Annotated in this window: 15 protein-coding genes; 8 read left to right on the top strand and 7 right to left on the bottom strand. The window is 60.6% G+C overall.

Annotated elements, in window-relative coordinates; genetic code table 11:
- The first annotated feature begins 33 nt into the window (after window positions 1-33).
- The 7 genes from Q1A59_RS13645 to Q1A59_RS13615 all read left to right on the top strand — a co-directional run bounded on the left by Q1A59_RS13645 (window position 34) and on the right by Q1A59_RS13615 (window position 8,167).
- Window positions 34-513: an SRPBCC family protein gene (locus tag Q1A59_RS13645; RefSeq protein WP_298405613.1), complete on the top strand. Its 480-nt coding sequence runs from the start codon at window positions 34-36 to the stop codon at window positions 511-513.
- Complete coding sequence (locus Q1A59_RS13640; RefSeq protein ID WP_298405616.1) at window positions 479-724, top strand: hypothetical protein; 246 nt, start codon at window positions 479-481, stop codon at window positions 722-724. The genes Q1A59_RS13645 and Q1A59_RS13640 overlap by 35 nt, the downstream gene beginning before the upstream one ends.
- Before the next feature lie 270 nt (window positions 725-994).
- A complete protein-coding gene (locus Q1A59_RS13635) occupies window positions 995-1,789 on the top strand; it encodes a DUF6754 domain-containing protein (RefSeq protein ID WP_298405619.1) in 795 nt (264 codons plus the stop codon).
- 4 nt (window positions 1,790-1,793) lie between these two features.
- Entirely contained in the window at window positions 1,794-2,462 is a 669-nt protein-coding gene (locus tag Q1A59_RS13630) for a hypothetical protein (protein ID WP_298405621.1), read from the top strand.
- 32 nt (window positions 2,463-2,494) lie between these two features.
- A complete protein-coding gene (locus tag Q1A59_RS13625; RefSeq protein ID WP_299645124.1) occupies window positions 2,495-5,479 on the top strand; it encodes a hypothetical protein in 2,985 nt (994 codons plus the stop codon).
- Window positions 5,479-6,126, top strand: coding sequence for a hypothetical protein (locus Q1A59_RS13620; RefSeq protein ID WP_298402114.1), 648 nt, complete (start codon window positions 5,479-5,481; stop codon window positions 6,124-6,126). Before Q1A59_RS13625 ends, Q1A59_RS13620 begins: the two co-directional genes overlap by 1 nt.
- Before the next feature lie 19 nt (window positions 6,127-6,145).
- Entirely contained in the window at window positions 6,146-8,167 is a 2,022-nt protein-coding gene (locus Q1A59_RS13615; protein WP_298402113.1) for a glutamate mutase L, read from the top strand.
- Window positions 8,168-8,212: 45 nt separating this feature from the next.
- Here the strand turns inward: Q1A59_RS13615 and Q1A59_RS13610 are convergent, their stop codons facing one another.
- The 7 genes from Q1A59_RS13610 to Q1A59_RS13580 form a co-directional block, all read right to left on the bottom strand.
- Window positions 8,213-9,247: a 2-oxoacid:ferredoxin oxidoreductase subunit beta gene (locus Q1A59_RS13610; RefSeq protein ID WP_298402112.1), complete on the bottom strand. Its 1,035-nt coding sequence runs from the start codon at window positions 9,245-9,247 to the stop codon at window positions 8,213-8,215.
- A gap of 27 nt (window positions 9,248-9,274) precedes the next feature.
- Window positions 9,275-11,098, bottom strand: a complete 1,824-nt coding sequence (locus tag Q1A59_RS13605) for a 2-oxoacid:acceptor oxidoreductase subunit alpha (protein ID WP_299645123.1) — start codon at window positions 11,096-11,098, stop codon at window positions 9,275-9,277.
- 129 nt (window positions 11,099-11,227) lie between these two features.
- Window positions 11,228-11,971 carry a peptidylprolyl isomerase gene (locus Q1A59_RS13600; RefSeq protein ID WP_298402110.1) on the bottom strand — a complete coding sequence of 248 codons (744 nt, stop codon included), beginning with the start codon at window positions 11,969-11,971 and terminating at the stop codon, window positions 11,228-11,230.
- A 507-nt stretch (window positions 11,972-12,478) separates the two neighbouring features.
- A complete protein-coding gene (locus Q1A59_RS13595; protein WP_298402109.1) occupies window positions 12,479-13,378 on the bottom strand; it encodes a UV damage endonuclease UvsE in 900 nt (299 codons plus the stop codon).
- Between the two features lie 560 nt (window positions 13,379-13,938).
- Entirely contained in the window at window positions 13,939-15,162 is a 1,224-nt protein-coding gene (locus Q1A59_RS13590; protein ID WP_298402108.1) for a tetratricopeptide repeat protein, read from the bottom strand.
- 66 nt (window positions 15,163-15,228) lie between these two features.
- Window positions 15,229-15,981 carry a ribonuclease PH gene (gene rph / locus Q1A59_RS13585; protein WP_298482526.1) on the bottom strand — a complete coding sequence of 251 codons (753 nt, stop codon included), beginning with the start codon at window positions 15,979-15,981 and terminating at the stop codon, window positions 15,229-15,231.
- A 70-nt stretch (window positions 15,982-16,051) separates the two neighbouring features.
- The gene (locus tag Q1A59_RS13580) at window positions 16,052-16,651 is read right to left on the bottom strand and encodes a DNA-3-methyladenine glycosylase (protein ID WP_298402106.1); all 600 of its coding nucleotides are present in this window, start codon (window positions 16,649-16,651) and stop codon (window positions 16,052-16,054) included.
- A gap of 368 nt (window positions 16,652-17,019) precedes the next feature.
- Between Q1A59_RS13580 and selB the strand changes: the two genes are divergently transcribed.
- Window positions 17,020-18,867, top strand: a complete 1,848-nt coding sequence (gene selB / locus Q1A59_RS13575; RefSeq protein ID WP_298402105.1) for a selenocysteine-specific translation elongation factor — start codon at window positions 17,020-17,022, stop codon at window positions 18,865-18,867.
- Window positions 18,868-18,960 lie beyond the last annotated feature (93 nt).

Here is an 18,960-nt window from a genome sequence, read left to right as displayed (position 1 = left end):
CGTTGCCGGCATCAGCACAGAGGTGACGAGGCAATGATCCGCTATGAGATCGCCGCAACGACGGTGACAACTGCACCGCCGGAGCGGGTGTTGGCTGTACTTGACGATTTCAGGAATTGGCCACGTTGGATGCCATCGCTCGAACGGGTGCGGATTGAGTTGCCGGCGGATGACCATCCGCGGCATGGGTATCGTTTTAAACTGCACGGTATGCTCGTGCATGCCGAGATGGAAGTAATCGATTATACGCCGTTGAGCCGGGCGACGCGCTTCCGAATCAGTTTTCCGCCGTTTCAAGGCATCAACCGCTGCCGGTTGGTGCCACTTGAGGATGGCCGTTACCGTATCGAGCGGCTTGACCAATTGGAGTTGCCCGATCTGGTTGCGCACCTGATTGATGCTACTCAGCGCAAACGCTTCGAGAAGCTGGCACTCGAATTTCTGCATGCGTTGCGCCGGGTGGTTGAACAAACGCCAAATGGAACCGTCACACCTCCTTCACCACCTAGCTGACCAGATCGAGCGGGCCGGCTTGAGTGTGCCGGTTGCAATGGTGTTGCAGATCGTGGCCCCGCTCGATGTGGTGTGTAGCCAAGGCGCGCAGGCGCTGGCACCATTCGCCCGCGGTACGCGCTGGGCCGGCGTGATCGATCTGTTGACGACGCCGGCCCATTGGCCTGCACTGCGCGATCTGCTGCAGGAGCGCTTACATAAACAGTTGTGACTGTTTATGTAAGCGCTGTTTGGTCTCTCTCGCTGGTATCCCGCTGTGGGTCATCTGGCATGTGGCAGCAACGCTGCCGCACTCTGTAACTGGCAGCTCAGCATCTTACCCCTAGCGTTCTTTCTACGATTGTGTGTCGTTTTATCGCTTTGTGAAGCTTTTTCTTGCCTCAAACAATTGACAAAGCCGATCTAGTGGGTTACACTCAATAAGAAATTGGCAGCCAAGCTGTAAACGATTGCGTGTTGTCGGAAAAAAAGGAAGCATCTGATGAGCCTGCCGGCAATCTTCTTCATTATTGCGCTTGCCGTGGTCATCGCCCTTGTCTGGCTGCATCACGCGCGCGTCCTCGCTGGCCGGCTGCCGGTACGGCGGCCACTGCCGGCGTTGGATGCCTTACGGGTGGCACTGGCGCGCAGTGCGGAAACGGGCCGGGCAGTACATCTCTCTCCCGGTGCTAGCACGATTGGGGCCGGCGATGGGCAACGGGCCAGTACGGCTGAGTTGCTGGCCGGCTTGAACGTTGTGCGGCAGGCTAGCGAGCAGGCAGCGGCGAGTGGGGCAACGATCGTCGTTAGCTCGGCTGATGCAGTGGCTCATCTAGCGTTGCGGGGCGCTGTCCGCCAGTCGTACCGCGCTGTTGGTCAGCCGCAGGCGTTCGACCCGCGCCAGATCGAGCTTTGGGCGCACGCCGACGCGATGGCGTATGCTGCGGCTGTGGCGGCCCGCTATCATCGTGAACCGTTAGAAGCGAGTTTGCTCGCCGGCGCTTTTGATCAAGAAGTATTGCTAGCGGCAGAGATTGGCGCGCAACAACAGATTCCACAAGTATTGGGTAGCACCCATCCAGCGGCGCTAGGTGTGATGGCGGTGACAACGCCGCACGTGTTGGTGGGCGAAGAGATCTTTGCGGCTGAGGCATATCTGACTGCGGCCCCTGCGCCCCAAGCGCGCTTGCTGACCCACGATACGCTGCGGGCAGCGGTCATCTGGTTGATGGTATTGGCTTTTGGGTACGGTGTGATCCGGTCGTTATTGGGATGGCCATTCTTGCCGGGGTGGTGATTGCATGTCGTCTCCGTTGCGCAATCCGCGCCAACTGATCGCAGTGGTGATCGCCGGTGTCAGCGGGCTGATCGTGCTGCTTGATTTTGTCGGCGCTGGCCCGGCAGTCGCTGCTTTGGCAGCGGTGTTGGTGCAGTGGGCGGCGTTGATTACGGCTATCGCAGTGCTTATCGGCGCGTGGAGTGTGGCGCAGGCGCATATGCGGCGGGTACAGATGCGCACGCCAGAAGCTCGCTATAGCCTTGTGTTGATTGCGGGTATGGTCATCGTGATTGTGGCCGGTATCTTCTATCCGACCCGTACTGCAACCGGATTGGCGTTGCCGGCAACCTTAGCTGCGCCGCCGATCCGCATCGTGTTTCGCTTGATCTATGAACCGCTCGCCGCAAGCTTGCTTGCGCTCCTCGCCTTTTTCGCGTTGAGCGCGATGCTGCGCACGTTGCGCAGTGGCCGCGCTGAAGCAGTGGTTGTGGTTGTTGTGGCGCTGTTGGTGCTGATTATTCAATTGCCGCCATTGACCTTGATCCCAGTGATCGGCCAGACTGTGCAGTGGCTCAATGATTATCTTGTTGCTGCCGGCGCGCGCGGTCTTTTGCTTGGATCAGCGATTGGCGCGCTCGTGGCTGGCGTGCGTCTACTCATTGGCTTTGATATGCCGTATGCCGATCGCTGAGGCGGTCGCGTACCGGCGCTAATGATGCCACTATGGAACATCTACCGCCATGGCTTCGTAATGTGCCCTTACCGCCGCCGCCGGACGACTCCGATGAGACGCCAGCGTGGTTGCGTGGTATTGATCGGATAACTCCGCCATCACCATCGTCTGCTGAGGCGATTCCTGATTGGCTGACTGCACCTGAGCCGGCTGCTCCCGCTGATGTGCCCGATTGGCTGGCTGAGTTGCAAACAGAGGTGAGCGATCCTCTTGCTAGCGCCGAGCCGGCAGCGTGGTTGGCTGATGATGCGCCGGAAGCTCCGCCTGAACGTCCGTCTACCTTCGGCGCTACCGGCTGGCTGCAAGGCCTCAGTGGCGAACCAGCTCCCGCCGCTGAGTCACCGGCTGAACCGCCGCCAACCACGAGTTCGCGGCTGCGCCTGCCCGTTGGCCCCACTGATTGGTTGCGGAGTATTGGCCACGAAGAGGAAGAGGTAGTCGAACCGGCACCAGAATTGGCGCCAGAACCGGCGTCGCTTGATCCCAATACTGGTGTGCCCGAATGGTTGCGCGATTTGAGCGAGGAAGAGATTGCAAAGGCCTTTGCTGAAGCGCCATCGGAGCCGTCAGTGTTGTCGAACGAGCCGGTTGTGGCAGCCGAGCAGCCATCTGAACCGGCGCTCGATGATTGGTTGAATGAATTGGCCGAGATTGCGCCGCCAACCAATCCGCCGGATTGGGGGACAGGCGTAGCCGCGAATGAAGAGACCGTCTTTGCGACCGATGTGCCGGAATGGTCAACGCCGAATCGTTCACCATCCGGTGGTCCGCCAGTGCCAGATTTGCCGGTTTGGTTGCAGAATGTTGCTGGTGATGAGCCGCCGGCTGCTCCCGGCTCGGTGCGCCTTGATCTTCCGTCGTGGCTGCTCGATGAAGATTTTACGTCGCCTCCAACAACGACAACCCCGCCAGTCGCATCGGATGCGCCAACCTTGGTGGCTGACAGCAATGCGGCTCTGCGCAACGTGACCGGCTCTGATGCTGACTTTCCGGCTTGGTTAACTAGTGAAGCTGAGCCGGCGCTGCAACCGGAAGCGTCGGAAGTACCGGAAGCGCAAGAGCCGCCTGATTGGTTGCTGGAAGCGGAGCGGCAGTTGAGTGCCGTTCCGCCAGAGCCAGTATCGCTCGATACGTCGCCAACCGCCGATTCTTTTGGCGAGGTTCCAGCGTGGTTGCGCGAGGCTGACGCTGGTGCTCGCGCTGGGTGGGAAACTGCTGAAGCAGAGGCGGGCGCAGCGCTGGCGTGGTTGCAGGAGGCGGAACCAGAAGAGCGTGCAGCGCCGGCGTGGTTGCAGGAAGCAGAACCGTCTGACCTCGTTGATAGATCGCCTACGACAACATCGAGCGAGATCCCGACGTGGCTGCGCGAGGCTGATGCCAGCGATCTCTCTGCTTGGGAGACGGCAGAGCCAGCCGGGCCGAGTGAGGTACCGGCGTGGTTGCAGACGGCAGAGCCAGCCGCTCCGAGTGAGGTACCGGCGTGGTTGCAGGCAGAAGAGCCAGCCGCTCCGAGTGAGGTACCGGGGTGGTTGCAGACGGCAGAGCCAGCCGCTCCGAGTGAGGTACCGGGGTGGTTGCAGACGGCAGAGCCAGCCGGGCCGAGTGAGGTGCCAGCGTGGTTGCAGACGACAGAGCCAGCCGGGCCGAGTGAGGTACCGGGGTGTTTGCAAGATGCCTCAGCAGGCCAAATTGAAACCCCTGATTGGTTGAATGTAGCAGCGCCATCAGACGCGATGCCGTGGCTGCAAGCCGAATTAGCGGCATTGCCGGCAGCCTCTGAACCTTCGCCGACGACAAGCTCAACGAGTGACGAATTCTTTAGCGGTGCAGAATTGCCGCCATGGTTGCGCGCCTCTCCTGAACGAGTGGTTGAACCGACAGTCTCTCCCTCCATCACGTGGTTGGAGCGTTTGCGCAATCGTGAAGCAGAAGTTGAAGAGGAGGCAGTTGCCGCTCCAGAAATTGCGGTAATCAAGCCACCCTTGCCGGCTCCTGCGTCACGCACGGCTGATCAGGTTGCGGCGATGGCCTTACTCGAACGGTTGATCCAGTCGCCCTTGCCAATACCGGCACCAGTCGAACAACCGGCTGCTGTGCGCCGCCGTTTACCGGCGATGGAACAAGTGCTCGCATTGGCACTGCTGGTTATCGTCTTGGTAGGCACGTTATTGCCGAATCTGATGGGGCCTTTTGTACAACAGGTGCAACCCTCGCCAGCGGCAATTGCGCTCAGTGAACGATTGGCTGCTTTGGGTAGCGATGATGTGGTGCTAGTCGCGTATGAATGGAGCGCGCAGCGGGTTGCTGAATTGCGCCCGCTCGAGCAGGCGTTGCTCGATCAATTAATTGTCGATCGCACTAAGTTGATTATTGTCAGCACCGATCTCCAAGGCGCGTTGCTCTCGTTCGATCTGATCGGCCCGCTCCGCGCGGCTGGGTATAACAACGAAAATGGCGTCACCTTCGGCGGGCGCGATTACGTGTTGCTAGGGTACCGTCCGGGTGGCGAGTTGGCGTTGCGGAGTATGGCGATCGATCTGCGCGCGCAGTTGCGCCGTGACTATACTGGTCAAGATGCGACTGCCGGTCTCTTAGCAACGCGCCCTGATGGTTCGCCTCGCGTGCAGACGCTGGCCGATCTGGCGTTGATTGTGGTGATGGCCGATCAGGTACAAGATGTGCAAGCTTGGATGGAGCAGATCCACAGCGCAGCGCCAGCAGTGCCAATTGCCTTCTTGTTGCCGCAGGAGGTTTATCCGCAGGTATTGCCATATCTGCGCTTGCCAAACGTCTATGCGGTGGCCGGCCAGCGTGGCGCGAGGGATCTGTTGGCTGCGGGTGTCGCCGATGAAGCGGCAACCACGATGCTCGCAGTACACACGTGGGCGACTACTGCATTTGTGGTGGTGCTAGCATTAGGCGGTCTCGTTGTGGTCATTGGCCGGTTACGGCCCGCAGCGCGAGGGAAGGCTTGATGGAGGTTGCGATCACCCTGATTCCGGTGTTGCTGACCCTCTTGGTCTTTAGCCGTTTAGTGGGTGATACACCGGCATTTCGTTTTGTCCAATATCTCTTTGTTGGCGTGGCGTTAGGCTATGCGGTGGTGGTTATTTATCATCAGGTGTTGCGTCCGGCAGTGATCGATTTGCTAGCAGCGAGCGGCCAGCCGGGGTTGGCAACGTTGCGCTTGATCCCGTTTGTGTTAGCGGTGTTGTTGCTCACCCGTGTGAGCGGCCAACAGACCGCTTCGTGGCTGGCAAATATCCCGCTGGCACTGGTGTTGGGTGTTGGTGCAGCGTTGGTAATCGGCGGCGCTTTGATCGGAACGATTTTGCCGCAAGTGCTTGATGCCACCCGGCAAGATATGTCCTCGCCAGCAGCCGTGTTGGGCAGCGTGGTGTTATTGATCGGATCGATCGTAACGCTGCTCTCATTTGCCCTGACTCGCTCACCCGACCCCAACCGCCAGCGCTGGATTGATAGTGCAGCCCGGCTGGGACGATGGGTGCTGTTGCTGGCCTTTGGCTTCTTTTTAGCCGGCAGTGTTAGTTCATACCTCGCTGCGTTGAACGAACGGTTACTGTTTATTGTGGAATGGGTGCGGGCCGTGCTAGGTGCCTAGGCCGTAAAGGATAACGAGCATGGTTGAGGTTGTGCGCGCGGTGCTAGTAGTGGAAATTGGCAGCGTCACCACGCGCGTGTCGCTGATCGATCACGTTGATGGCGAGAGCCGGTTGATTGGTCAGGCCGAGACGCTCACTAGCCGCGAGTTGCCTTATCAGAATATCTTCTTTGCCGTGCAAGAAGCGACGGCGCAGTTGGCTGATCTCACCAGCCGCCAGTTGTTGCGCGATGGCCGCTTACTGATTCCACACACCAGCACTGGCGACGGAATCGATGCGGTAGTTGTGATGGCGTCAGCGCTCGAACCGTTGCGGGTGGTCGTGACCGCAGTTGCCGCGGATGTCTCGGCCCGTAGTGCCTTGCACGCGGTACGGGGCGTGCCGAGTGTCACGTTAGCCATCTTGACGCTCGATGATACGTTGGGCCGTCCGCCGGTGACTAATGATCAATCGTGGATCGAACGCCAACTCGAAACGCTGCTGCCACTTTTGCCCGATGTGATTGTCGTGACCGGCGGGGTTGAAGGCGGCGCTGTCGAGGCGATAAGCCGGCTTGCCCATCTGGTAAACCTAAAGCTCTTGTTTAACGAAACCCTTCGGGAACCGTTGCCTTCCGTCATCTATGCCGGTAATACCGCGGCGCAAACGCAGGTGCAGATGGCGTTACGCGACCGCAATGCCAATGTACTTGCCGTGGCCAATGTGCGCCCGGCGCTTGACCGCGAGATGCTCTCACCGTTGCGGCAGGCGTTGCTGGCTCACTATGCACGCCAACTGGCCGATCTGCCCGGTCTCAGCCAATTTGATCGTGACCATCTCACGCTATGCACAGTGGTTGAGGCGCAGTATGCAATGGCCCGGTTTCTGGCCGAGCGTCGGCAACAACCGGTCTTATATACTGATGTGGGGGCAACGGTGACCACGTTGATGGCTGCTGCACCCGGTGAGATTCATACGGCGATCCACGGCGTGCGTGGTACGGCCTATGGTGTTGCCAATCTGCTGAACGAAGTCGGGCCAGCCGCAATTAGCCGCTGGCTGCCGTTTGCAATCGATGAGTCAGAACTGGTGGAACGGCTGCTCAATCGGGTGTTACGCCCGCAGACGATGCCGGCAACGCGCGAGGAATGTTATCTCGATCTGGCGCTCACCCGTGAGGCGTTGGCGCTGGGGATGGCTGAGCTGCGCGACGAAGCGCCTAACCTTGAGTATAGCCGGTTATTTGCCAGCGGCGGGCCGTTCATTCATGCTCCGCATCCCGGTATGGCGTTGCTAGCCTTGCTCGACGGCTTGCAGCCCGGCAACGATCTGCCCGGCCTGCTGTTGCATGTACATCTTGACACGCTCAGCCTGTTGGCAGTGTGTGGCGCATTGGCTACCATAAGCGCCGAGGCCGCGCTGTCGGTGTGCGACCATGATCTCATAGCGAATACGCCGTTGGCAACGTGTATCGTGTTGCAAGGCGGCAGCCGTCTTGGTGAGACGGTAGCTGAGGTGGAGCTGATTACGGTTGGCGGCGGCAGTGAAACGGTGCAGGTGCGTTATGGCGAGATAGCGCGTCTGCCGCTATCTCTGGGACGGTACGCGCAAGTGAAGGTGAAGCCGGTCGCTGGGGTGCGGGTTGGCCGCGATGCTCCCGGTGAGCCGGTTGAGAGCGATCCGGCTGAGGTGCCGGGCAGCCTGCTCGGCCTCATCATAGATGCGCGAGGGCGTCCGCTCGTGTTGCCTGAAAATGGCACCGAACGGCGCCGATTGCTGTGGTCGTGGCTGCGTGCGCTTGGCGCCGAACGCAGCGATAGCCCCTACCCTGAACCAGAAGTCGCCTTGCCGCCGGCTCCTGAGGTGCCCGCAGCGGCCCCACCGCCGCCGGCAGCCGCCAAGCCACGGCAAGGGTGGTTTGGCCGCAAGAAGCCTGTGGTATCGGAGACAGAATCGGCCCCGCCGCCGGCAGCCGCAAAGCCACGACAGGGGTGGTTGGGCCGCAAGCAAGCGTCTGGGGCAACAGTTGAAGAGTCGCCGTCATCGATGCCAAAGCAGTGAGGGCGGGTGAGAGACCCGCCCTCGCCATGCCCTATCCCTCATTCCTTACCCCGCGCCCGTCAGCTCGGCCATCATCGCCGCAAACGCTTCCCGGCTAGGGCGCAAACGCTCCTCTGGCAACGCCGCGATTGGCGTTTGGCCGATCCCCAACGTCTCGGCCAGCGTGGGCCGGTGCTCGTTCAGGTAGATCAATCCGGTCACAAATTCGTTCGCCGCCCGCGCCTCTTCGAGCAGAGCCAGCGCCGCCATCCGGTCGGTGGGATCGTGATCGCGGTGCAGCTTGCGTAACCGGATCACCGGCCCGTCATGCAGTTGCACATCGCGCGCCTCACCCGGTTCGTAATCGATCGTTACCTCTTCGTAGTGCGGAATGAAACTAATGTCGTGGATCGGCGACTCGTGGGTTTTGCCGTAAGTGTAACTCTTCGTCGAGCGGTCGTGGTTGTTGAACGTGACACACGGGCTAATCACATCGATCACCGCTGCGCCGTGGAAGTTGAAGGCGGCTTTGATCAGTTCGCGCACCTGCTTGGCGTCGCCGGCAAACGAACGGGCCACAAACCCGCAGCCGGCCAAGATCGCTTCGGCGCACACGTCAATCGGCGGCAAGTGATTGACGCCGGCATGCTTCAGCTCTTGCCCCTCGTCGGCGGTGGCCGAGAATTGACCCTTAGTCAGGCCATACACCCCGTTGTTTTCGACAATATAGACCATCGGCACATTCCGGCGCAAGAGGTGGATAAATTGGCCGAGACCGATGCTAGCGGTGTCGCCATCGCCGCTAACAGCCAGCGGACGCAGGGTGTGGTTGGCAAGATGCGCGCCGGTCGTGACCGAGGGCATCCGTCCGTGCAGTGAATTGAAGCCGTGCGATCGGCCAAGAAAGTAGGCCGCCGACTTGCTCGAACAGCCGATTCCGCTCATGCGGATGACAGTATGTGGTGGTAATGAGAGTTCAAACGCGGCGGCGATGATCTGGCTAGCGACTGAGTCATGGCCGCAGCCAGCGCAGAGGGTCGAAGGCGCGCCGCGGTAATCGTTTTTGGTCAAACCAATCGCATTAACAGTTGCTTGGGTCATCGTTGTCCCTCGAGGTTGCAACGCCGCTTACTTGCTCATCACCAGCGCCAGCTCACGCATCTGTTCCAACACCGCCATCACCTGATCGCGTACAAACGGCGCGGTGAGTGGCAAACCATCGCACCACGCTACCGAACCGAGCCGAGTAGCGTAAGCCGGGCAATGGAGCTGGAGCAACTGCCGTAACTGGCCATCATGATTCTGCTCAATCACCACACAGGATTGGTGGCGCGCGATAAAATCGGTCACTTCCGGGCCAAGCGGCAATGCGCGCACCCGCATCCTGCTGGTGGCGATGCCGGCGGCGGCCAACAAGTCACGCGCTTCAGCAATTGCCGGCGCAGTCGAGCCAAACCCGATCAGCCCGACAGTGGCTTGCGGGTGAAGATCGATCACCGGACGCGGTACCATGCGGCGGGCCGTTTCGTGTTTGCGCCAGAGCCGGGCCATATTGCGCTGCCAATCGTCAGGCCGTTCGCTATAGACGTTGCGCTCGTTGTGGCCGGTGCCACGGCTGAGCGTCGCCGCCAGCGGGTGCGGGTTGCCGGGCAGTGTGCGATAGCCGATGCCGTCGCCGTCAACGTCGGCAAAGCGGGCATACGAGGTGAGTTTGGCCAAAGCTTCGGCGCTGAGCACCTTGCCGCGTTGCAGCGGTTGCTCTGGATACGTGAAGGGCCGGCTCATCCAAATATTCATCCCCAGATCAAGATCACTCAGCACAAAGACCGGCGTTTGCAAATATTCGGCCAGATCGAAGGCAAGCTGAGCGTCGCTGTAGCACTCTTCCATCGTGCCCGGCAGCAAGACCACGTGGCGCGTGTCGCCGTGCCCCAGATAATAGACCGCAAGCAAATCACTCTGCGCAGTGCGGGTCGGCAGGCCGGTCGAAGGGCCAACCCGCTGCACATCCCAAATCACTGCCGGAATCTCGGCAAAAAAGCCAAGCCCGGCGAACTCGGTCATCAACGAGATGCCCGGCCCAGAGGTAGCGGTCATCGCACGTGCGCCGGCCCAACCTGCGCCGATCACGATTCCCAGCGCAGCAATCTCGTCTTCGGCTTGGACGATAGCGCAGGTGGTGCCATCGTCAGCCGGGCGCAGACGCGGGAGATAGCTCTCGAGCGATTCAATCAAGCTGCTGGAAGGGGTGATCGGGTACCACGCCACCACACCAACGCCGCCGGTAATTGCGCCGATTGCGGCGGCAGTGTTGCCGTCGATCAGCATCATTCCGGTGGTGGCCTGCATCCGGGTGACCCGGAAACGGTGATAGGCTGGCGAGGCGGTGTTGGTGGCCCACGCCTGCGCTGCCCGGATCACAGCCAGATTCAGCGCGATTGCCGATGATTTGCCGCGGAACTGGTGTTGCACGGCTTTGGCCAAAGCGGCATCTTCGATGCCTAACAACGCTGCCAATGCGCCGACGTACACCATATTCGCAGCATACGGGCGCAGGTGTTGGCTCACTCCCACCTGATCGAGGATCTGGCGCACGGGGAGCGCGACCGGGCTAATGTCAGCGCGCTGTGGCTGCCATGGCCCATCAGCCGGATAGAGACAGATCCCGCCCGCTGGTAATTGAGCGAGATCATCGTTGGCCGTGCGCGGGTTAAACGCCACCAAAATCGGCGTCGTGGCGGGGCGAGCGGTATAACCGGCTTGGCTCACCCGTAGCGTATACCACGTCGGTTCACCTTGGATGTTGGAAGGAAAGAGGTTTTTGCCAGAAACGGGAATGCCCATCTGAAAGATGGCCCGCATCAGCACCATATTCGCCGTCTGGCTGCCGGAACCGTTTACCGTAGCGGCAGTGATGGCGAACTCGTTGACAATCGGTTGGGGGGATTGCATAGCCTCCTCGCAGCGCAAGCTCGACATTGAGCGATAGGGGTATTATACGAGGGAGAGGCAGGTTGTGGCAAGGAGCGGCGTTGCTTGGCAACGCCGCTCCGGGAGAGGCTTGACGCTGCTTGCGTTTCGCTATGACTCGGTAATCGTGATGCCCAGAATCGTCTCACCCGGCGTCGCTAGATCGGCTGGATTGCTCGGATCGCGCAACGGGATGCCGTCAACGATCTCTTGGCCCTGAATGACGCGGCCAAAGATGGTGTATTGCTCGTTGAGCCATGGGGCTGGCGCGGTGGTGATGAAGAACTGCGAGCCGGCACTGTTAGGGTCAGACGAGCGGGCCATAGCGACGATGCCGGGTTGGTCGAAGAGAATTTTATCGGTAAACTCAGCCGGAATTGAGTAGCCGGGGCCGCCGGTGCCATCGCCGCGCGGATCGCCGCCTTGGGCCATAAAGTTCGGCAGCACGCGATGCCACGTCAACCCGTTGTAGAAGTTCTGGCGGGCGAGGAAAACGAAATTGTTGACCGTCTGCGGGGCAATGTCGGGCAATAGCTCGATCACAATCTCGCCGCGGGGAGTATAGATGGTCGCAGTGTACTTCTTGGCCGGATCGATCGTCATTGGCGGTGGGCTGTTGTATTGGTAGGTGGTCGCGGTTGGCATAACCTGCCTTGCGCTTGCTGCCGGCATGGGCGCAGCGGTAGGCGCAGCGACGGTTGGGAGCGGCGGTGTGGTTGGCGCTGGCGCGGCGGCTGGCGGCGCTGCCCGGCTGATCAACAAACCGGCGACGAGGCCAAGGATCAGTAGCAGAATGGCGATGGCTACAATGCCAGCCAATGGGTTAGGGGCTGAAGATGGACGTTGTGTGCTCACAGTACACCTCAATGCAATCTGCGTCTGTCGCAGGCATTATACTGGCGAGTAGGCAGGCGTGACAAGTGCCGTAATCTTGAAGGCAAGACTTCTATCATTGTGCGGGGCGTGGGCTTTTGTCATTGCGAGGGGTGCGAAGCCCCCGTAGCAATCTCCTGCTTTAGCTGAAGATATGCCTGAGTGGATCACTCTCGCGCAGACCAATAGCTTGCAAGTCCTCTTCTGACCAGCGGGAGGAGGGGAAAGGGGGCAACCGGATTCCGTCGTAGGTGCAGCGTGAGCAAAGGCGCGGAGGACGATCAACGCAAAGACGCGAAGAGCGTAAAGGGTTGGGGAGCGGGTAAGGATCTTTCCGCCTCTCCACTCCTCTCTCCCACCGCACGGTGGGAGAGGGGGGCCGGGGGTGAGGGCCAGCAGCCTGCGCAGCGGGCTTCGTAAGCGTAGTTCCCATTGATATCATACGTTCTGCCCGTCCTTATTCTCTGCTGAGAGGGCAGGAAGGTTACTTCACCCCACCCGCTCGGCCCATTCCGGCGCAGAGCGCGCGAGGTCGTGGCGCAAGCGCAGCAGCGCTAAATCGCCGGCTTTGGCTTCGATCATCAGATCGAATGGCGGTAAGCCACGACTGGCCGCGAGCAGCTCGATGGCGTCGCGGGTAACGATAAAATCGGCGTGCTGGCCGGATCGGGGCGGCAGCACCCGCGTCGTGCCGTTGCGCCCCGGCAAGAGGTAAGCTTCGCTGCGTTGGCTGCTTAGATGCACTTCGGGACGCACATTGCGCGGCCATGTGGCAAGGCAAAGCCCCAATGCAACGGGCAAGCTCCACTGATCGGGGTTGTGCAACTGGAAATGGAGGTAGTCGAACACGATGGGCGCGCCGGTGCAGGTAGCTAGCCCAAGCAGGGCGCGTAACGAGGGGCCGGTAGTGGTGTGCTCGATGGCGGTGCGCCAGTGAGCATTGGCCGATAGGGCTGACCAACGGCGGGTAAATCGTTCGAGTGCGGGATCATCGCCGGCGCCAGCATGGATTACGAGGGTGTGGTTCGTTGTGTTGGGCTGATCGAGTGCCGCCAAGAGTTGTGCCGCGCCTTCAATGGCAGTGATTGTGCCGGCAGCCGTAGCTTCATCGGGATGGCTAAGACTCAGCGCTGGATCGAGGTGGATCCCAAGTCGCAAATTGAGTGCCGCAATCCGATGGCCGAGCAGCTCGATCTGCGCTTGGCAATCTGCCAGATCGGCCGCTGTGATGGGGCACGGCAGGGCAAAGCGGTAGAACCGGATGGCATAGCGTTCAAGGTGGCCGAGCATATCGCTCAGGTGCGTGAGTGCGATGCTGAGGTGGGGCGGCGAACCGCCGGCAAGGCCGGGTTGGTGGACGGTGCGGACAGCGAATCCAAGCCGGATCATAGTGTGCTGAAACAATAAAACAACAAACGGTTGCGATGCGTTCCGCCGTAGCCGTGATCTGGATCATGTCTGGCCGTTTCGCCTCGTCATAGCGAACCCCGCGTTGTTCTCAGTGAGATCCATCGCAACGTTTCCAATTCCTTCCGCCATAGCCGTGATCTGGGTCATGTCTGGCCGTTTCGCCTCGTCGTAGCGAACCCCGCGTTGCTCTGATCGTGATCCATCGGCAAGCGGCTATGATGTATCAGCGTGTGGGCATGCAATGGCGATGGCGTAGTACCCCTGCACTAATCTCCTGTCAGTTCAGCCACCATCTCTGTGTGGCTGGCATCTTCTCTGCACAGCCGTTCAAACGCATTCCATCGGAAGCCTAAGCATGGAAGCGTATCCTGAGATAAGTATAGACCATTTGTTCTAGTATGTCAAGGGCGGTTTGCGCAGGGCTTGAAGCAGCTTAGCAGCGCGCCATGCCAGCGCACCTCGCTGCGATGACGCGCGCGATTCGGTGGGCTGTTGCGCTCCGCCGCAGTCGAACTCTGCGACGAGTACGTTCCTAACCTCTACAACAATCCATTGATCGCCAACCGGCGGTGGTGGCGGGTGTAATAACGAATTTGGCGCGGCAGGTTGTCTTCGCCCGGTAGCGATTGCACGCGGTGTACTAACCGTCCAGCAATCTGGTGAATCCGGGTGGCCCGCTCTGACGGCGGTAGGTGGGATAGTTCGGCCTCCCACGGCATGGTGCATTTACCTTCCACCACCACGCCAATGATTTCAGGCAACAATTTGCTCTGCCGCGTCCAGTTGAGTGCAAGGCAGAAACCGGGGCCGGGGGCGGGCAGTCGTTCGCGGGTGAGAGTGAAGAGATCGGCGGAATTCCCCACTGCAATCGCAATCAGAATCGGTGCGGTCGTTTCAGGCAGGCGGTGGAGGTTGAGCAGCGGAATGTCGAGCAAGGCGGCCAGCGCGGCGGCGAGCGGTTTGCTGGTGATGTCGGGTGCGGTGATGCCACCCAAGCGCCAGTTGCTGCTCCGCGCTAAGGCGATGAAACGGTAGAGGGTGCGGGTGACATCATCCTCGCTCAGGTGATAGTCGGCTAAAGGGGCAATGATGATCCCGTCGTCGGTTGCCGAACCAAGGCAAATGACACCCTCATGCACGTAAAGGTCATCTTTGAGACCGGTGGTCGTATGAAACTCGCGCCGCCGTTCGACGCTCTGCAAGCTGGCCAGCAATTCAAACTGTGCGTCGGAAGTTGGGGCGAGCGCCAACGCTTGTTGCCACGCTTGTTGTGCTTCATCATAGCGCTGCAACTGAAACAGGCAGCGGCCCAGCAGATGAAAGACGGCCCAATCATCGTAGTAGCGTTGGCGTGGCGTTTCGAGCAGGGCCAGCGCCGTCGCGTACTCGCCACGCGCCGCGTGGATGTAGGCCAGTTCGAGTTGGGCGGCGGCGTCGCCGGGGTCAAGTTCGAGGCAGCGGCGAAATTCACGCTCGGCTTCGTCGTAGCGTTCAAGCTCGATCAAGACGTAGCCGAGGTTGAAATGGGCAAAGTAGTCGTCAGCCAGATTGGCAACAGCGGCAAACTCTTCGGCGGCTTTCGCCAGCAAGCCTTGCTGCTGGTAGTGGAACGCCAGCGCATTGTGCGCATCACGCAAGGTCGGGTCAGCGGCAATTGCCATACGAAAATGATCAACTGCCGCCAATGGGCGCTGGGTACGCTCAAAAGCTAATCCGTAGCGTAAGTGGCGACGACTGGCGACGCGTTTGGTCTCGTCGATCATTCTTAACCTCCTCGCCCGTTGTGATGGGCGACTGTTGCGAGCCATCACGTCGCATGCAGCATGCAGTTACGGTGCTGAGTTTCGGCTCACAGTGTTGTTGGGCAGAACGCTGGCCAGCGCCGCGGCCTGTGCGGCTAGAATCTGGCGGATACCGCGTTCGGCCAGATCAAGGAGCGCATCGAGCTGGCTGCGACTGACCGGTGTGCCTTCCGCCGTGGCTTGCACTTCGATGAATGCGCCCTCGGCATTCATAACGACATTGCAGTCGAGGGCGGCTTGGCTATCTTCTTCGTAACACAGATCGAGCAGCATCATATCTCGTAAGATACCGACGCTGACCGCGGCTACCGGGGTGAGAGCCGGCATGCTCTCGACGGCGCCACTGCGCACGAGATACTCAACTGCCAGCGCAAGCGCCACGTAGCCGCCGCTGATCGATGCGGTACGGGTGCCGCCGTCGGCTTGCAAGACATCGCAGTCAATCGTAATGGTGCGTTCACCAAGTGCGTTGAGATCCACCGCTGCTCGTAACGAGCGCCCGATTAAGCGTTGAATCTCTTGGGTGCGCCCGCTGGGGCCGTTGCGTTCACGACGGGTGCGCTGCAATGTTGCTCGGGGCAGCATCGCATACTCAGCCGTGACCCAGCCACTCTGCTGGCCGCGCATCCACGCCGGCACCCCGTCTTCGATTGTGGCAGTGCAGAGCACACGGGTGTTGCCATACGCAATCAGCGCCGAACCTTCAGCATACGGAGCGGCGCCAATCTCAATTGAGATAGGGCGCAATTGATCCGGCGCCCGGCCATCACTTCGCATCATACGCAACCATTTCACTCCTTCTTGTTCAGCATCATACCATACGCAACTACATCATACAACGTGCAATTGCTTAACTTTGCCGGATGGCGCGCCGGGTTTGCCAGAGGTACCAGCAGGCGACGCTGCGGTACGGTCGCCAGCGTTCACCGAGCGCAAACAGTTCACGGGGTGTTGGTATCCGCGGCAACTCATAGACCAGCCGCACGGCGTCGCGCAAGCCAAGATCGGCGGCGGGCAGCACGTCAAGCCGGCCCAACGCGAACATCATATAGATTTCCGCTGTCCAGCGGCCAATCCCTTTTACTGCCGTCAGTTGGCCAATGATTGTTTCATCGTCGAGCAGGGGAAAGTGGGCGAGTTCGAGGCGCCCGCTCACAATGTGTTCGGCAAGGTCGCGCAGATAGGCGCTCTTTTGCGCCGAGAGGCCGGCGGCGCGCAAGGTGCTCTCTTCAGCGGCAAGGATAGCTGCCGGCGTGAGTTCACCAAGCGCCGTTTCCAGCCGGTTGCGGATAGTGCGGGCAGCGGCGAGGGAGATTTGCTGGCTGATGATTGCATAGGCCAGCGTCACAAAGCCGTGGGGTTGTGGTTGGAGCGCAAATGGCCCGATCTGTTCGATCCACGACGCAAGGTGCGGATCAGCGGTACGGAGATGGTTGATCGCATGTTCCATACTGGTGTTGTTTTCCGGCCCCTACCCCAGCCTTCTTTGCGGGGCAAACAGAACATCTGTATTCTAGCATAGCCGCTTACCACTGGCAGGGAGGCTGGGCGATGCTGACAAAGCCCGTTGCGCGGGCTGCTGGTCCGCACCCCCTAGCCCCTCTCACCTCACGGTGAGCGAGGAGGTACGTTGTTTACCGCCGAGGGTGCAGCGTGAGAAAGGGAGTGGTGATGCCAACCCCCTTTGCGCTCTCTGCGTTCTTGGTACTCTTGCATTTGACCGCTCTGCGGCTTTGCTCGCTATCTGCTGATCTCGTGATTTTCACCGTACAATAGAATCAGCGTTATTGTTATCAATCTTGCCAGAATGGATCGCCAATGTTTGTTATCGGCACTGCCGGCCACGTCGATCACGGCAAATCAACCTTGGTCAAGGCATTAACCGGCATTGACCCCGATCGGCTGGTGGAAGAACAGCAGCGCGAGATGACGATCGATCTAGGGTTTGCGTGGCTCACTTTGCCGAGCGGGCGCGAAGTGAGCCTGATCGATGTGCCCGGCCACGAGCGGTTTATCAAGAATATGCTGGCCGGCGCCGGTGGGATCGATGTCGTACTGTTGGTGATCGCCGCCGACGAGGCGGTGATGCCGCAAACCCGCGAGCATCTAGCGATTATCGACCTGCTTGCTATCAGCCACGGGATCGTGGTGTTGAGCAAGATCGATCTAGTTGATGCCGAGTGGCTGGCGCTGGTGCGTGATGAGGTGCGGGCAACATTAGCCGGGAGCGCGCTGGCAACCGCGCCGGTCGTACCAGTCTCGGCCCGCACCGGCGCCGGGTTGGCCGAGTTGGTGCAGATGCTGGATCGGCTGCTTGAGACATTACCGCTGTGCAATCGGGCCAATGGCGCGCCGCGCTTGGCGATTGACCGCAGTTTTGCAGTAGCCGGCTTTGGCACGGTGGTGACGGGCGTGCTGCGCGACGGCCCGCTAAGCATCGGTCAAGAGGTTGAAATTGTGCCGCAAGGATTGCGAGCGCGGATTCGCGGCCTCCAGAGCCACCAGCGTCCGATTGAGCAGGCGCTGCCCGGCACGCGGGTGGCGGTGAATCTGGCCGGCGTTCACTACCGCGACGTTGGCCGGGGCGATGTGCTGGCTGTGCCGGGGACATTAACCCCGACCACGTTGCTCGATGCGCAGGTGCGGGTGGTGCGAGATGCGCCGCCGCTGCGCCACAATATGGCGCTCGATCTGTTTATCGGCAGCAGTGAAGCGCCGTGCCGGTTGACGTTGCTAGCCGCCGACGAGCTAGCTCCCGGCGAGGAGGGCTGGGCGCAGATCCGGCTGGCGAGACCGGTGGCGGCGGTTGCCGGCGATCGCTTCATTCTGCGCATTCCGTCACCGAGCCAGACGGTGGCTGGCGGCGTCGTGGTCGATCCGCATCCGCCGCGCCATCGCCGGTTTCGCGCTGATGTGATTGCGGCGCTGGCTCTCCGTATGCAGGGCAGCCCCGCCGAGCGCATATTGCAAGCGCTAGCCGATGGCCGTCCTCGCTTACGGACCGAGGTGATGGTTGCTGCCGGAGTGACTGAGGCCGAAGCGGCAGCGGCCTTGCCGCCGTTGCTGGCGAACGGGCAAATCGCCGTGTTCGGCAATGACGGATTGATCAGCACCTCTGGCTGGGAGTCGCTGCGTGCAACTTTGCGCGAGACGCTGGCGTCATACCACCAACGGTTTCCGCTCCGGCGCGGGATGCCGCGCGAAGAGGCGCGGCAGCGGCTACAAGTGTCGGCGCGGCTCTGGGCGGGGATACTGGCGACAGCGCTGGCTGAGGGATGGATCGGCATTGACGAGACTACCGTGCGGTTGGCCGATTTCGCGCCGCAACCCACCACTGAGCAACGGCGACAACTCGATCAGCAACTGGCGGCGATGGCTCGCACCCCGTATGCGCCGCCAACCCCTGATCTCGCCGGCGAGCTGCTTGCATGGGCGCTCGATCAGGGGTTGTTGGTGAAGATTGCGCCCGATCTCTACCTGTTGCCTGCCGCTTATGCCGAGATGGTGGCGTGGGTGCGGGCCGCGATCGAGACTCAAGGCAGCCTCACCGTCGCCCAACTGCGTGACCATTTCGGCATCTCGCGCCGCTATGCCGTTGCTCTGCTCGAACATCTCGACGAACGGCGGATTACGCGCCGCCAAGGCGATGAGCGAGTGTTGGCGTAGGAAATGAGACGATTGCACACGTAACAGTGGACAAACGTCCATGAACCGTGATAGACTCTGAGCAGTTATCCCAAATCATTGCAGCATCCATTG

This window comes from uncultured Chloroflexus sp. (assembly GCF_937951745.1).
Classification (GTDB): Bacteria; Chloroflexota; Chloroflexia; order Chloroflexales; family Chloroflexaceae; genus Chloroflexus.
Note: the sequence above shows the minus strand (reverse complement) of the source record. Positions and strands in the feature narration are given on the sequence as shown.